The 14,375-nt window shown below is 42.0% G+C and carries 14 protein-coding genes and 1 pseudogene; 8 read left to right on the top strand and 7 right to left on the bottom strand.

Translation table 11 applies throughout. From position 1 onward, the window contains the following. The first annotated feature begins 384 nt into the window (after positions 1-384). Positions 385-768: a VOC family protein gene (locus ACH6C1_RS01225; protein ID WP_374073891.1), complete on the top strand. Its 384-nt coding sequence runs from the start codon at positions 385-387 to the stop codon at positions 766-768. 55 nt (positions 769-823) lie between these two features. Here ACH6C1_RS01225 and ACH6C1_RS01220 read toward each other — a convergent pair whose 3' ends face one another. Together ACH6C1_RS01220 and ACH6C1_RS01215 are read right to left on the bottom strand one after the other, a co-directional pair. After that, on the bottom strand, positions 824-1,237 hold the full coding sequence (locus ACH6C1_RS01220; protein WP_374075529.1) for a YbaN family protein: 414 nt from the start codon (positions 1,235-1,237) through the stop codon (positions 824-826). A 172-nt stretch (positions 1,238-1,409) separates the two neighbouring features. After that, positions 1,410-1,901 (bottom strand): STAS domain-containing protein, encoded by a 492-nt coding sequence (locus ACH6C1_RS01215; RefSeq protein ID WP_366249969.1) that lies wholly within the window; start codon positions 1,899-1,901, stop codon positions 1,410-1,412. Positions 1,902-2,090: 189 nt separating this feature from the next. On the opposite strand from ACH6C1_RS01215, the gene ACH6C1_RS01210 reads away from it, so the two are divergent. Next, positions 2,091-3,155 carry a response regulator aspartate phosphatase gene (locus ACH6C1_RS01210; protein ID WP_374073889.1) on the top strand — a complete coding sequence of 355 codons (1,065 nt, stop codon included), beginning with the start codon at positions 2,091-2,093 and terminating at the stop codon, positions 3,153-3,155. Positions 3,156-3,208: 53 nt separating this feature from the next. Continuing rightward, positions 3,209-4,087, top strand: coding sequence for a GNAT family N-acetyltransferase (locus ACH6C1_RS01205; protein ID WP_374073887.1), 879 nt, complete (start codon positions 3,209-3,211; stop codon positions 4,085-4,087). A 15-nt stretch (positions 4,088-4,102) separates the two neighbouring features. Here ACH6C1_RS01205 and ACH6C1_RS01200 read toward each other — a convergent pair whose 3' ends face one another. Continuing rightward, complete coding sequence (locus ACH6C1_RS01200; RefSeq protein WP_366248185.1) at positions 4,103-4,528, bottom strand: MaoC family dehydratase; 426 nt, start codon at positions 4,526-4,528, stop codon at positions 4,103-4,105. 652 nt (positions 4,529-5,180) lie between these two features. On the opposite strand from ACH6C1_RS01200, the pseudogene ACH6C1_RS01195 reads away from it, so the two are divergent. Continuing rightward, positions 5,181-6,599: pseudogene (locus ACH6C1_RS01195) on the top strand (MFS transporter). Positions 6,600-6,670: 71 nt separating this feature from the next. Here ACH6C1_RS01195 and ACH6C1_RS01190 read toward each other — a convergent pair. Beyond that, positions 6,671-7,288: a TetR/AcrR family transcriptional regulator gene (locus ACH6C1_RS01190; RefSeq protein WP_374073885.1), complete on the bottom strand. Its 618-nt coding sequence runs from the start codon at positions 7,286-7,288 to the stop codon at positions 6,671-6,673. A 146-nt stretch (positions 7,289-7,434) separates the two neighbouring features. Between ACH6C1_RS01190 and ACH6C1_RS01185 the strand changes: the two genes are divergently transcribed. After that, the gene (locus tag ACH6C1_RS01185) at positions 7,435-8,172 is read left to right on the top strand and encodes an SDR family NAD(P)-dependent oxidoreductase (RefSeq protein ID WP_095221744.1); all 738 of its coding nucleotides are present in this window, start codon (positions 7,435-7,437) and stop codon (positions 8,170-8,172) included. Positions 8,173-8,230: 58 nt separating this feature from the next. Here the strand turns inward: ACH6C1_RS01185 and ACH6C1_RS01180 are convergent, their stop codons facing one another. The 3 genes from ACH6C1_RS01180 to ACH6C1_RS01170 are packed head-to-tail and all read right to left on the bottom strand — an operon-like array spanning position 8,231 to position 11,176. Then, on the bottom strand, positions 8,231-8,713 hold the full coding sequence (locus ACH6C1_RS01180) for a tetratricopeptide repeat protein (RefSeq protein WP_374073882.1): 483 nt from the start codon (positions 8,711-8,713) through the stop codon (positions 8,231-8,233). Beyond that, entirely contained in the window at positions 8,710-9,423 is a 714-nt protein-coding gene (locus ACH6C1_RS01175; protein WP_374073880.1) for a LytR/AlgR family response regulator transcription factor, read from the bottom strand. Before ACH6C1_RS01175 ends, ACH6C1_RS01180 begins: the two co-directional genes overlap by 4 nt. Next, complete coding sequence (locus ACH6C1_RS01170) at positions 9,395-11,176, bottom strand: LytS/YhcK type 5TM receptor domain-containing protein (RefSeq protein WP_374073878.1); 1,782 nt, start codon at positions 11,174-11,176, stop codon at positions 9,395-9,397. The genes ACH6C1_RS01175 and ACH6C1_RS01170 overlap by 29 nt, the downstream gene beginning before the upstream one ends. Positions 11,177-11,310: 134 nt before the next feature. Here ACH6C1_RS01170 and ACH6C1_RS01165 point away from each other — a divergent pair, with 134 nt between their 5' ends. From ACH6C1_RS01165 to ACH6C1_RS01155, 3 genes are all read left to right on the top strand, one after another. Then, a complete protein-coding gene (locus tag ACH6C1_RS01165; protein ID WP_366248192.1) occupies positions 11,311-11,514 on the top strand; it encodes a hypothetical protein in 204 nt (67 codons plus the stop codon). Between the two features lie 246 nt (positions 11,515-11,760). Next, positions 11,761-13,470 carry a glycoside hydrolase family 13 protein gene (locus ACH6C1_RS01160; RefSeq protein WP_374073876.1) on the top strand — a complete coding sequence of 570 codons (1,710 nt, stop codon included), beginning with the start codon at positions 11,761-11,763 and terminating at the stop codon, positions 13,468-13,470. Positions 13,471-13,621: 151 nt separating this feature from the next. Beyond that, positions 13,622-14,365 (top strand): SDR family NAD(P)-dependent oxidoreductase, encoded by a 744-nt coding sequence (locus ACH6C1_RS01155; protein WP_374073874.1) that lies wholly within the window; start codon positions 13,622-13,624, stop codon positions 14,363-14,365. Positions 14,366-14,375: the final 10 nt, after the last annotated feature.

Below are 14,375 nucleotides of genomic sequence, written 5' to 3'. Positions count from 1 at the left end.
TTCAGAAGTATAATGCTTACACAAATATCCCATTATTTGTTAAACTAACTCATTAAAGTATAGCATGTAAAATTAGCGCCAGAAGTAAAACAAGTACTCCTACCATCATAAGAATTCTCCTGACCTTTAAACGTAGCAATCTTTCTTCCATCGCTCTTTTACTACGTGCATAGATGAAAAGGTCGCTAATCGAGATTAAACTCCATATTACTTTTATGTAGATGAATCACGTATATGTGAAGCCTATGTCCCCTAGGAAGGAAAATCAGCTGATAAAAGCGTATAGATAATTGAAGGAGGAAAGAATATGAACACTTTACATATCAATCTCACATCATTTCATACTCAGCTCGCGTGTACTGCTGCCCTGAACGGTACGTCCTCATGACACAAGCATCCTTTTCCCATGTCCTGCAGATTTTCCCATGTCCAGATATACAGAAAACTGCAGCTTTTTACAAAAAAATAGGATTCCGATCTGTTCCTTATCTTAATAGTATGGAGCCGCATATATGCCTCTACCGTGATACTATCGAACTGATTTTGACACAATCAGCAATTCATAAGATCTTCCCAAATCGTATACAGTATGGCTACGGATATGATGCGTATTTCATTACAGACAAACAGGCAGCAATGCAGCAGGAATTTTTAGACAAAGGGATCACTATCGTCCGCCCATTAATGATTACTGACTACGGTAATAAGGAGTTTGTTTTTGAAGATATTGATAGCCGATGGATAGCTGTGGGACATAAGATCTCATAAGAAAAGACCGTGTTCCATTCAGGAAACGGTCTTTCTTTATATACAGCTATATAAATTACGCACGGTTCTTAATGCCGCCGCTTACTTCTTCGGGCTTTATTGTTTTAATTTTCTTTATGAAATAATAATGCTTAATCAGACCTAGTACAATTAATACGATTTTCACAAGCCATATATCAATATAAAATACCGAAAACAGAATGAAGGCATCCGCTATTAAGTTGATTCGGATTTTTTCTTTCAGAGTCATGCCTTTCTTTTCTTTGATAGCCAGTACATATTTAGTATAGAAAGTGGTGCTTTTAAACCAATCATCAATTCGTTTGGAGCTTTTTGCATAACAAAATGCAGCTATCATCAAGAACGGGCCGCCTGGCAATACCGGCAAAACGATTCCTGCTATCCCGAAGCCTAAGAAGATGGTTCCAAGCAGGAAGAATAGGACGTTCTTCAGTTTTTTTATGATCATCACCTAACTTTATAAATACCTTTGATTACCTCGCATTATATCAAAAAAACAAGATTGAAAGTAAGCAGTAATGTCGCTAATGGTAACACCTTACGACAACTGTAAGAAATCTGTCAATATAATGGAAAAGTATAGTAAAAAAGCTCTCATCATAATGAGAGCTTCCATTTGCTTATTCTTCTACTTTTCTAATTTCCATGCCCTTCCGCTTTAATAGGCTTTTGAGTCCCGCGCGGAATGTGGAATACGACTCGAATCCTTGGAACCCAGAATTAGATAGGACTAGCTTCTGAACCAATTTAGCTGAAAACCCGACGAATATCGTTTCGACTCCCATCAGCTTCAGCGCCTCTGTCAGATTCTTTATATTTGCACTTAGCTCCCTGTAGCCTATTGTGTCTATATCCAAGTAGTTGATGCCAGTAAGATCAATGATGACTGTATCTGCATCAACATCCACGACGCTGCCTACGATTTTATCTTGTATATGAGTAAAACGCTCTACAGAAAATGTACCAGTCAGCGGAACGAGCATTGTATTCGGTACGATGGATGGAATCATCGGTGCGGATAATTCCTTGATCATTGCTTCATATTCTGCCAGTTTCTTCTTCAGCTGTTCATTTTCCTGCTGCAATTCTTCTTTACTAGCTATGTCCCTCATCACCTTACTGTGAATTTTTCCTCTCTATCTATAGCAGTATTATACACGCTCTTCCTGAGATATAGTATATACTTTCCCCCTTCGCACATTCTGTAATCTTCTTGTAACTTACATATTTATGCATGTTTATCTACAAATTTCGACGGAAATGGTAAAATATAACGAAAGACGACTATAAAGGGGACGCATATGGATAGGAGTTTGCTCGTATTAGATCAAGATTTGACAGCGGCTTTAGAGGATTGGTATATGCATATCCGGCTTGGGAAAAGGCAAGAAGCCTCTGATATGTATCATGAATTGTCAAACCGGGCAGAGAAACTGAAACAGGAGGATTCACTTTACATAGTCTTTTTACTGCTCTCCTGCAGGTTTCATGTGCTTGTATCGGATTTGAAGAAAAGTAAATATTATCACGAGGAAGCAGGCAAGTATAAGCATGCCTTTGTTCCTGCATTACATTATTATTATCATCTTGCTGAGGGTATGCGCTTAGGTGAGGAAAAGGAATATATGTGTGCACTGGCTTCCTTTGAACTGGCGGAGGAATATCTCCCGTTTATTGATGATGAAGTAGAGCAAGGCGACTTCCACTTCCGCAAAGCGATGACGTATTATTACTTGGACATTTCATCTCTTTCTGTCTTCCATACAGAATATGCAGTGAACGTATTTGAAAAACACCCCGCTTACCGCTATCTGCTTGCTCGCAGTCTTTTAATGCGAGGACTGAACTTTATCGATCAAAAAGAATTCACGCAAGCAGAGAACGCTTTAAATGATGCCCTTTCTCATACAGATTTCAAAAATGAAGGTGCTTTGGCTGCATTAATTCAACATAATATCGGGAACTTATATGCTGCACAGCAAATGCCATTAGCAGCTATCCCATATTTGATGGCTGCCCGGAAGTATCGGACATATCCTGCTTATTTGAAGACCTTATTCCTCTTGGCAGATTCTTATTGGAAAACTGGACAGCAGGACAAGGCAATGGATGCATACCAGGAAGGATTCCAGCTTAGCATCGAGGAGAAAGATGATATATTCAAGTGGGAATTTGCTATGCTGCACAAGAAGTTTGTCGATCATGCAAATTTCGAAACAGTGTGGACAGAGGGAATTGACTTCTTTTTAGAGCAAGGCGATAAGTTCAATGTCCGAACTTATGCCAGTGAACTGGCAGCGTACTTTACGGAAACCGGACAAGACGATATGGCTATCTATTATTACAAATTAGCTTTGCAATCCTAGTCCACGGAAATTACAACAAGAAACGGCAGAAGTATCATTATAAGGAGGAGCATATGTCTCATAATTCAGTCTTACTAAAGCCGATTTCCGAAAAAGATGCCCAGGCATTGCTGCCGATCTGGTCAGACGCAGCAGTAACAAAATGGACACGTTATCCTGTTTTACAATCTTTATCAGAAGTGAAAAACCGTATCAAGCAGCTGGAACAGACGAAGCATACTAGCCGGTACACAATTCGTCAGCACGATGATCAGACCGTCATTGGCACTTGTGGATTCAAACGTTTGAACTTCCTGCATGAAACAGGGGAGATCGAATTCGAGCTCGGCAGTACCTTTTGGCGCCAAGGCTTCATGACCGCAGCTCTCCAGGAACTTTTGCACATCGGCTTTGATAGATTGCAGCTGAATCGGCTCGAGGTCAAGGTCAATGCTGATAATATTCCTTCTCAGCGCTTGGTCAGACGTGCAGGCTTCCGCCAGGAAGGCATCATTCGTCAAGGAAGGAAATGGGATGGGAAGTTTCAGGATGTTCTTCTCTTCAGTCTGCTTCAATCTGAATTTCGTTCCTCCGCAGCAGTTGAACCAATCGGACAGCTCGAGCTGCTGCGCTTGCTGAACCTGACAAAGAGCTCTTCGACATATATGAATGAAATCGTTAGTGAAGTGAATGATCATGTCGTACGCCTAGCCGTCATTGAAGGGGACTATCATTGGCATAAGCATGATGATTGTGATGAAGCGTTCTTTGTACTCGAGGGCGAATTATACATAGACCTCGCTGAAAGGACAGTCAGCTTACAGCCAGGTGACCTATTCACAATCCCTGCTGGTGTTATGCATCGGACCCGTTCCAACCAGCGGACCGTGAATATCTGCTTCGAAAAAGCTATAAATGAAATAACCGGAAGCAAAAAGGAGGCATCTTTATAGATGCCTCCTTTTTGCCTAATTATCAATAAGTGCGCTAAGCTCTGCTTGGAATACTTTTACTTCATCTTGATTATATGTGCTTAACTGTACCGTCACAATACCATTGCCGCGACGTTTTGGGACAGTTTCGATCACTTCAACGACAACCCGAAGCTCATCATCTGGATAAACCGGCTTTATGAATTGAATATTGTTCATTCCGGTCCCCGCGACTACATGCTCTCCGTAAACGCCAGTCTCAACCCACAGCTTGAAGGATGTACTCATTGTCTGCATTCCTGACGCAATCAGATTACCAAAGCGCCCTTGCTTGGCCTTTTCTTCGTCTATATGCATATATTGGGGATCGTACACTTTTGCAAATTCAATAATGTCTTCTTTAGAAAGCTTGATGCTTTTCGTTTCATACCGCTGTCCTGCTTCAAATTCACTGAATTTCATTTCTGGCACCTCTGTTTCTGTCTGCTTTACTGCTTATAATTTCACTTATATTGTCTCTGCTCGAAGTAGCGACATGTATATGAATTCATGTCGGTATTATATAGAAAAAATGCAGGGAAGTACACCGTGTTATATATCAATTCACCATGCAAATCGTACATTGCAAAAATTTTATGTTTAGTTTGTAGTCAAACAGGGTAATTTTATATGAGTTAAATAAGAGCGGTGTATAACAAGGATCATCCTTATGTTGGATGATAACTATGGCTGTGTATTCACTGAATAGATGGAAATATGTGTAGAGGAAAGGAGGAATATACTCCCCTTTACTTGCTGATTTATTATGGTTAATACAATTCAACTTACTGGATCCAAAACCTTTCAAATACGCTTTGAAAGCTTTTTTGATTACATTTTTAAATCAAATTTCAGTATGGTTAAAGAGCTTTTGCGCACAATATGTTACATGTAAGCAGAACGATGGATTAAACCTTAAATCAAGAAGTATGGGTGATAACAGTTAGATACATTTTCCTCATATGACAGCTTAGCTGGTTCTTTCCGTTGCCCTTAGCGAAACGCAGGATTTTGATGCCAGTTTAACTGAATTTGTTGTCCTTGTATAACCGTATACCATGGAGTTGACAAAAAAATGAAATTTAACAAGAAGAAAATCAACGTTGTAGATATTCAAACAGCGAAGAAAAGCGTATTTGCTACCGGAGTAGGAAATGCGATGGAATGGTTTGATTTTGGGTTATATTCCTATTTGGCTGTTATTATCAGTCAAAACTTTTTTAGTGCTGTACAAAATGATGAGTTAAAATTAGTGTTTACCTTTGCGACATTTGCAATTGCTTTCTTAATGCGCCCTTTAGGCGGTATTATATTCGGTAAAATCGGTGATAGATCCGGAAGAAAAGTCGTTCTAACAACCACGATTATTTTAATGGCCTTTTCTACATTACTCATCGGGTTATTGCCTACTTATGATCAAATTGGAATCTGAGCACCGATATTGTTATTAGTCGCCAGAATCATCCAAGGTTTCTCGACTGGTGGTGAATACGCTGGTGCAATGGTCTATATTGCCGAGTCTTCTCCTGATAATAAGCGTAATATCCTGGGAAGCGGATTGGAAATTGGTACACTGACAGGTTATATATTGGCTTCACTTGTTGCCAGCATACTCTTTATCGCTTTATCGGATGAACAGATGGCCTCATGGGGATGGCGAATCCCGTTCTTGCTCGGATTACCGTTAGGACTTATCGGTTTGTACTTGAGAAAGAGCTTAGAGGAATCGCCGATTTATGAAAACGAACTTTCGAGTAATGAAGGACAGGAACAAGAGGAAGAAAGCTTCCTGTCTATACTGAAAAACCACAAAAAAGATATTATTGTTTGTTTCGTAGCTGTTGCATTCTTCAATGTGACAAACTATATGCTGTTATCTTACATGCCTTCTTATTTAGATGAAATCATTGGCTTATCCAGTACAGTAGGTACCGTATTGATCACACTTGTCATGATCATCATGGTGCCACTGACATTACTGTTCGGCCGACTCAGTGATAAAATCGGAAACAAAACGGTATTCTTAATTGGTTTAGGCGGATTAACACTCCTTTCTGCGTTTGCTTTTTATTTAGTGAACTTGAATGGGCTGGTGTATGTTTCGATAGGTATTCTCATTCTAGGTGTGCTGCTTGCAACGTATGAAGGGTCTATCCCCGGATCATTGCCAACGCTGTTTTACACAGATATACGATATCGGACATTATCTGTAACGTTTAATGTCTCGGTTTCCATTTTCGGTGGTACGACACCATTAGTTTCCACCTGGCTCGTCCACCAAACGGGGAATAATTTAGCACCAGCCTGGTATTTAACAATCGTGAGTATCATTGGATTCCTAGTGATTCTATTCTTGTTCAAGAGTACTTCAGGGAAATCCTTAAAAGGATCTTACCCAACAGTCGCTACGAAGTCTGATTATAAAGAGGCTGTAGAAAATCCTGAGGATGCCCTATGGTGGAAAACAGAACAAGATGAAAATAAACCTGTCTGATAAGCGCTCGCGCAGGCAATTCACCCAGAAAAGCTCAGCCTCACTTTTAATATGTAGAGGCTGAGCTTTTTTTAATGATCGGCATATTTTAGTCCGATAAATTTTACTGATTGAATATGCGTTTGTGATAGTTCAATAACGTCCTTTTCAAACTGTTCCTCTGGTGTTTGGAAGTCCTCTGCAATCAAGTCGCATATAAGGCCATAAAAACCTAATGCTGCATAGACTTTGAAATAGTCCATATTCACCTGCATATTATTTATAGTAGTGAATTCGAATTGTTCTGTATAAATTTTCCGAATCATATTTGGCAAACGTGTGTGCAAACCTGGAAGCGTGTCCTCATAATTGATTAAATCAAAGAAGCTTTTGTTTTCATAGAAGTAAGCAATAATTGAGAAAGATGAATTAGTCAGTTCCTTTGTCGACGTTTCTCTTCCTTGCGTGTAGGTGATTCCTGCAGACTGCTCTAACCCTGCAAGCATTCTGTCGAGCAAATCCTCTGCCAATTGAATCTTATCTTGGTAATGAAAATAAAATGTACTGCGGTTATATGCTGCTTCTTCGACAATATCCTTCACTGTGACAGCATGATATCCCTTTTTCTTAATCAGCTTGATTAATGCCTCACGAAAATGCGTTTTTGTCCGATTACGCCGTTTTGATGTCGAATCTTGTTCCAGTTCCATAATAAACTCCCCCCTTAGTCCGACAGTATAAGAATTTCTGTCTAATACATAAACATCTGCTTTTCAGCTACTGATTGAGTAATGTGTCCAAAGTATTACAATTAAATTGTAACCGATTTAATTCTATTATACTGGGGGAAACAAAAATGGGGAAATTACAAAATAAAGTTGCACTAATTACAGGGGGAGCATCAGGAATTGGCGCTGCTACAGCTCGGCTTTTCGCAGCAGAAGGCGCTAAGCTGGTATTAGTCGACTTGAACGAAGAAAAAGGAAAAATGGTGGAGGAAGAGCTTAAAGCAGCTGGTACAGAAGCAGTCTTCATCAAAACAAATATTACAAGTGAACAAGAAGTAGCTGATTTATTCAAACAAGCAGTTTCTGTTTATGGCAAGATTGATATTGTATTCAACAATGCCGGAATCGGTCGTGTCCATCCTTCACATGAATTGGATTATGCAGAATGGCGCACTACAGTAAACGTGGACTTGGACGGTGTCTTCCTAGTAGCCCGCGAAGCACTTCGCGTAATGCTTCTTAACGGCGGCGGAAATATCGTGAACACTGCATCCATGTATGGCTGGGTTGGTTCACCTGGATCTGCAGCTTATAATGCGGCTAAAGGCGGCGTTGTGAACCTTACACGTTCTCTTGCACTTGAGTATGCGGACAAAAACATCCGCGTAAACTCATTATGCCCAGGCTTCATCGACACACCAATCATCCCAGAAGATGACAAAGCGGCACTTTCCACGATGACACCAATGAAACGTCTTGGTAAAGCGGAAGAAATGGCGAAAGCTGTTTTATTCCTAGCTTCCGACGACTCTTCTTACATGACTGGTAACAGCTTGATTGTTGATGGCGGTTATACAGCTCAATAATATTTAAAGCCCCTCTCCCTGATCGTGAGTGGGGCTTTTCTTTTGCTTTAACTACTTCTCAACTCCATACGATATCAAGCTTATCCGCATAAAAAGCAATTGCCTTCCGATAATCCAAGATGTCACGATCCGAGGTGGTATCCGCCAGCAATTGAAGGAGAATCTGCATTGCTACACCATGATCTTTCTGATTATATTTCACCATGGCGTAGAAAACTGGAAAAGCATTATTTTTCGGGAAGAGCTTCATTGCTTCCTTCAAGATTTGCTCAGCTTTTTTATAATGTCCGAGTGTTCGGTATGTACTTCCTAACCCTAAATAAGCTCCTTCTTCATTCTCACTTGATAATCCAATTTCAATTGCTCTTTCATAATATGGTACAGCATTAGCTTCCTCTCCAAGCACATCAAAGCTCCACGCACATTGGTACTGTATTTCCGCATCATCCGGATAAGCAGAAGCCAACTCAATCAACCTTTCATTGGCTTCTGTCAGCTTGCCTGCTTCTCTTAGACTAATCGCCTCAGTTAGCTCATTCATAGACCAAATCGCTCCTTGACTTCCCTAACATAGGTTCTGCTGACTGGCACTTTAGAGCCATCCTCCATCACAAGATTATAAGTGGAATTGAACCATGGCTCTAGCGCAGTGACATGTTCAAGCTGAACGATGTAACTGCGATGGACACGCATAAAACTTGAATCTGTCAGCTTCTTTTCCACAGATGCCAGCGGCTCATTCAAATGGAAGAGCTTCTGAAGTGTCTTAATCTGGGTTTTACCGCCTTGCGTAGTGATATATAGGATAGATTGGATGTCCAGCAGGGAAATCCGTTCATCCTCCATGACTGGCAGCTTTTTAATTGGCGTTTTAGGCTCTGGAACAGCCGGGATCATACGCTGAAGCTTGTGAATGCATTGATTGATCCGCTGTTCGTCGAACGGCTTGAGCAAGTAATCCGCTGCGTGCAGCTCAAATGCTTGTAAAGCATAGTCATCATACGCTGTAGCAAAGACGAAGGATGGTGATTTTGGCAGCTCTTGCAGTTTCTCAGCCAGCTGCAGACCAGTTCCCTCAGCAAGTTCTATATCCAAAAAGACAACATCTGGCGCTGTGTTACGAATGGCTTCATAGCTTTTGGTTAACGTAGATCCTTCCCCGACAACTTCGACTTCCCCACTGTTTTCCAAAAGAAAGACAAGCTCCTGCCGGGCGAGCGGTTCATCCTCGACGATAAAGGCTGTCATCATATGGTATCTCCCCTTTCTGATTATTTGGAAGCTGGATACGAATCGAGGTGCCTGCCTCCTGCTTACTCGTAATAAGCATAGTTGCCTCGTGATTATAAATACCTTCCAGCCGTTCACGTATATTAATCAGTGCTGTGCCTGTTCCTGTTACCGAATCGACAGTCTGCTGACCTGCTTGATTCAGCTTATCCTGTTCGATTCCGCGTCCATTATCCTTCACAGTAATGCTGACATAACCCTCTTTTCTTTTGATACTGACCAGGATTATTCCGTTTGCTTCTGTGTCACGAAACCCATGCTTCACACTATTCTCCACCAATGGCTGCAGCAGGAATGGCGGGACTAGTATCTGCTCCAAGCGCGGCTCTATCTCAAGCTGCAACATGAATTTTTCTGGAAATCTAGCTTGCTCAAGCGTTATATAAGCTCTAATATGTTCGATTTCTTTCTCAAGCGGAATCAGTATATGCCTTGCACCCTGCAGGTTGCTCCGAAAAAAGCGGCTCAGCTCCTGCAGCAGGCGACGCGCCTGATTCGGGTCCGTTCTGCAAAGAATGGATATCGTATTGATGCTGTTAAATAGAAAATGCGGATGTACTTGTGCTTGCAATGCTTTGATTTCAGCGTCCTTCAGCAGCTTGCTCTGCTGCTCTGCTTCAGCGAGTTCCAGCTGTGTGGAAAATAGATTAGCTAACCCTTCTGCCAGCTCCTGCTCCACCCGCGTCAAATCATTGGGATTCATGAAATACAGCTTTAACGTGCCGACTGTTTCCTCTCCGACTCGAAGCGGCAGAACGACCGCCGCACGCAGCGGGCAGTTCGGATGGGAGCATAAAATCTCTTCCTGTGATTTAGCTGTCAGTACACGGCCTTCCCGAAGCGAACGCTTTGTCAGCTCGGTAGCAAAACCATGGATTGGCAAGTGATGATCAGACCCGACGCCAACATGAGTTAGTACACCATGTTTATCTGTGATTGCGATCGCATCGGCCTCTGTCCATTCCAGCATGATTTCAGCAACTTTATTACACGAATCTGTGTTCAGCCCTTTCCGAAAATAAGGGAGCGTCCTGTCTGCAATAGCAAATGCTGCATTCGTCTGCAATGCTCGCGTACGCTCCTGCTCCCGCAGAATGATCTGGATGATCAGCATGAACAGCAGCATGCCGATTCCATTGATCACAATCATTGGCAAACCGATGATCTGAACAAGCTGCCAAGCTGGTTCCATGTCGGATGCTAATAACAAAATCAGCGCCATCTGGATGATTTCCATTGAAACACCGATCAGGATAGCATAACCTGCTGTCAGCTGTTTTTTCTGTTTGCGCCGTCGTCCGAAATAGCCCGCTGCTAAACCAGCTAACACAGTCGAGATTGCACAAGCCTCGGCTGTGAATCCGCCTAGAAATAATCGGTGCAAACCAGCTATCAAACCAACACCCAGTCCAACGAAAGGTCCTCCCAGCAAGCCTCCGATCGTCACTCCAAGTATCCGTGTATTTGCAATGGCACTATCCGCTTCAATGTCCAATAACCACGTGTTTGCCATACGGCTGTCACCATGTATTTCCACGCCCGTATAGTTACTCAACACACCAAAGAAGCCGAAAATAAGCAATAAAAGGAGCTTCTCCTTCATTGATTGATTATGAAGAATAAGCCGTCGAAACGCTTTCAATTGGGAGAACAGGAAAACCGTTATCAAAATGATACCTACCCGCTCAATCATTAATGGAACCAAACTCAGCATGCTGTCTCCCCCCGCAATATGTCTTAGTTCCATTTTATCGGAAAGGCTTCCAGTTTAATAGATAACGTATCAAAATGATCCTGCTTTTCTGTTATAATAGTACGAGTTTAACACCGTTTAGGAGGCTTTTACTTATGTTGAAAAAGAACGCCCTTTATATACTCTTCCTTGGTATACTCTGTATCCTCGCAGGAATTGCTGTGATGATTTGGGCTAGTGATAAATTTTATTTAGGAATTGCTTTTGTTGTGCTTGGACTAGTGTATGGACTGGCTGGATTATTGCTGTACCGCAGATTGAGAAAAATAGCAGCGAAAAAGGCTGAGTCTAAAGAGTAATCGAAACAAAATAGCCTTTCGTGTGAACACTTTCTTGCAATTACTATCGATTATATATGGAGGAAAAGGCGAGGAAACTATCCATCTAAATAAAGCTGGAAATCTCCCCGTACGTTGCAGCAGGAATCGCTGCAGCGGCTAGTTACTTCTCTTCATCATCAAGAAAATTCGCAGCTAATACTCAACCGCCTTGCTTTCACTAAGCTTGGCGGTTTTCATTTATCTCTAGTAAGGGAATAGTCCTACATGAAAATTTGGAGGACAGGTGATCAGATGGAGAGAAAGTATTGGAAAGAAAGTGTTATCTATGAGTTGTATACCCGCAGCTTTAAAGACAGCAATGGGGATGGTATTGGTGATTTTGGCGGTATATTAGAGAAGATAGACTACCTGGAATATCTCGGAGTGGATACAGTATGGCTTCCGCCAATCTATGTATCCGCGGATTTTGACCACGGCTATGATGTAAAGGATTTCAGAGCGATTCAGCCAGAGTACGGAACCATGGAACAATTCGAGATCTTACTGTCAGAGTTTCATCGTCGCGGCATTAAGCTTGTGCTCGATATCGTCCCGAACCATACCTCTATTGAGCATGAATGGTTCCAGCAAGCGAAATCCTCTAAGGATAATCCATATCATGATTATTATATTTGGGAACAAGGAAGCCACGATGGCTCCCCACCCTCGAATTGGCTCTCCCATCTTGGACAACCTGTATGGACGTGGAACGAGGAAACAGAGGAATATTATTTGCATCTGTACAGTGATAAACAGCCTGATTTGAATTGGGATAACCCGCAAGTTCGCCAAGAAATATATGACATAATGCGTTTCTGGCTGGAAAAAGGGATAGACGGCTTCCGTATTGATGCAGTGAATGTCATCTCAAAGGATCGTCGCTTCCCAGATTCCGACCAGGATGCATTGCAGGCTAAAGGTGAGGATTACTTTAAAAACGGCCCACACATCCACGACTATCTCCATGAAATGAACAGAGAGCTGAAAAAGGATTTCGAATTTTTCACAGCAGGTGAAACATCTGCCGTACATGATCATGATGTACTTCGGTATACGAAGCCGGAACGGGAAGAAATGGATATGGTACTTTCTGCTGAAGCAACGGAGCTCGCTGATCAGGATGAAGATAAGTATAAGAGTAAGAAATGGACAGTACACGATTTCCGAGAGGTACTTCGCAAATGGCAAAAGGACGTTGGAGATGGCGGTGGCTGGTTCGGCTTATACCTAAGCCACCACGATGCTCCGCGAATGGTTTCCACCTTTGCAGATGATGGAGAATATCGGATTCCATCGGCAAAGCTGCTAGCTACGATGCTGCATACTTTGCGCGGAACGCCGTTCATTTTTCAGGGAGAGGAGCTTGGCATGACCAACTATCCGCATTTCGATTCTATTGATACAATAGATGACCAAGAAGCACTCAGCTACTATGATTTGAAAGTGAATCAGTACGGTGAATCCGAAACGACTATTATGGATCGGATACGGAATAAGACCCGAGACCATGCCAGAACTCCAATGCAGTGGGATACCTCTGATCATGCAGGGTTCACAACCGCCACACCATGGCTGCCAGTCAATCCAAATCATAAGGAAATCAATGTGCAATCCGGTGTTGAGAATCCTGATTCCGTTCTGCAATTTTATCGAAAGCTGATTCGGCTGCGTAAGGAAAATTCCATCATGGTTTATGGAGAGTTTGAGATTATCCTGAATGATCACGAGCAAATCTTTGGGTATATACGCAGGCTGGATGATGAAGAATGGGTCATCCTGCTAAACATGACGGGTGAAGAAGCACACTACGATATCCCCAGGGAGTGTGTGGATGATTGGGATAAAAAGCATTGTGTTATCAGTAATTATCCACATGTGGATAATAAGGATACATTAAGACCGTATGAGGCAATTGTGTATAAGTATGTTAAATAGTTGAGATATTAAAAAGGGTAGTGTTTACGAACACTACCCTTTTTAATATGAAGAAATTACTAATAATGTGTCAATTTCTTGACTTCTTTAGTTCAAAAGTTCATCATAAAGTTGTAGGATAATTTACCTAAACAAACTGGGGGTAACGCATATGTCAACAATCGAAGGAAAAGTAGCAATCGTTACAGGAGCAGCATCTGGCATCGGCCTTGCAGCCGCAGAAGCTTATGTAAATAAAGGCGGTAAAGTAGTCATTGCGGACTATAACGCTGAAGCAGGACAAAGAGAAACAGACAGACTGAAAGCAGCTGGCGGGGACGTTCTATTCATTGAGTTCAACGCTGCTGAAGAAGATTCTATTAAAAACTTGATCGATCAAACAGTAGCACACTACGGTCAAGTTGATATTCTTGTGAACAACGCTGGTATCGGCGGTATGGGCGCAACTCATGAGCTTTCTTATGAAGATTACCGCAAAGTAATTGCGATCAACCAAGATGGTATCTTCTTGGCTTCCAAGTATGCTATCCAGGAAATGCTGAAATCAGGCGGCGGTGTCATCATCAATACATCTTCTGTTCTAGGCTTCGTTGCACAGCCTGGTGCGTTTTCTTACAACGCCAGCAAAGGTGCTGTTAACACATTGACTAAATCTCTTGCTGTGGAATATGGCGATAAAGGCATTCGTGTTAACGCTGTAAACCCAGGATTCGTTGAATCAGGAATGGTGAACAAAGAAGCTCTTGGTGACTTCTATGATGGACTTGTAGCGAAACACCCAATCGGCCGTCTTGGCAAAGCGGATGAAATCGCACACGCTATCGTATTCTTGACTGAAAACGACTTCGTAACAGGCGAAACGCTTGTAGTTGATGGCGGTTACCTAGCTCAGTAATATAAAAATG

The sequence above is a fragment of the Terribacillus sp. JSM ZJ617 genome, assembly GCF_044383785.1.
Lineage (GTDB): Bacteria > Bacillota > Bacilli > Bacillales > Amphibacillaceae > Terribacillus.
The sequence above is the reverse complement of the archived record's forward strand: the minus strand, read 5'-3'. Positions and strand labels throughout refer to the sequence as shown.

Bases quoted from the DNA above. Each gene is read 5' to 3' on its own strand.
- ACH6C1_RS01225 (WP_374073891.1), top strand. From the start codon at position 385: ATGACACAAGCATCCTTTTCCCATGTCCTGCAGATTTTCCCATGTCCA.
- ACH6C1_RS01220 (WP_374075529.1), bottom strand. From the start codon at position 1,237: ATGATCATAAAAAAACTGAAGAACGTCCTATTCTTCCTGCTTGGAACC.
- ACH6C1_RS01215 (WP_366249969.1), bottom strand. From the start codon at position 1,901: ATGAGGGACATAGCTAGTAAAGAAGAATTGCAGCAGGAAAATGAACAG.
- ACH6C1_RS01210 (WP_374073889.1), top strand. From the start codon at position 2,091: ATGGATAGGAGTTTGCTCGTATTAGATCAAGATTTGACAGCGGCTTTA.
- ACH6C1_RS01205 (WP_374073887.1), top strand. From the start codon at position 3,209: ATGTCTCATAATTCAGTCTTACTAAAGCCGATTTCCGAAAAAGATGCC.
- ACH6C1_RS01200 (WP_366248185.1), bottom strand. From the start codon at position 4,528: ATGAAATTCAGTGAATTTGAAGCAGGACAGCGGTATGAAACGAAAAGC.
- ACH6C1_RS01190 (WP_374073885.1), bottom strand. From the start codon at position 7,288: ATGGAACTGGAACAAGATTCGACATCAAAACGGCGTAATCGGACAAAA.
- ACH6C1_RS01185 (WP_095221744.1), top strand. From the start codon at position 7,435: ATGGGGAAATTACAAAATAAAGTTGCACTAATTACAGGGGGAGCATCA.
- ACH6C1_RS01180 (WP_374073882.1), bottom strand. From the start codon at position 8,713: ATGAATGAGCTAACTGAGGCGATTAGTCTAAGAGAAGCAGGCAAGCTG.
- ACH6C1_RS01175 (WP_374073880.1), bottom strand. From the start codon at position 9,423: ATGATGACAGCCTTTATCGTCGAGGATGAACCGCTCGCCCGGCAGGAG.
- ACH6C1_RS01170 (WP_374073878.1), bottom strand. From the start codon at position 11,176: ATGCTGAGTTTGGTTCCATTAATGATTGAGCGGGTAGGTATCATTTTG.
- ACH6C1_RS01165 (WP_366248192.1), top strand. From the start codon at position 11,311: ATGTTGAAAAAGAACGCCCTTTATATACTCTTCCTTGGTATACTCTGT.
- ACH6C1_RS01160 (WP_374073876.1), top strand. From the start codon at position 11,761: ATGAAAATTTGGAGGACAGGTGATCAGATGGAGAGAAAGTATTGGAAA.
- ACH6C1_RS01155 (WP_374073874.1), top strand. From the start codon at position 13,622: ATGTCAACAATCGAAGGAAAAGTAGCAATCGTTACAGGAGCAGCATCT.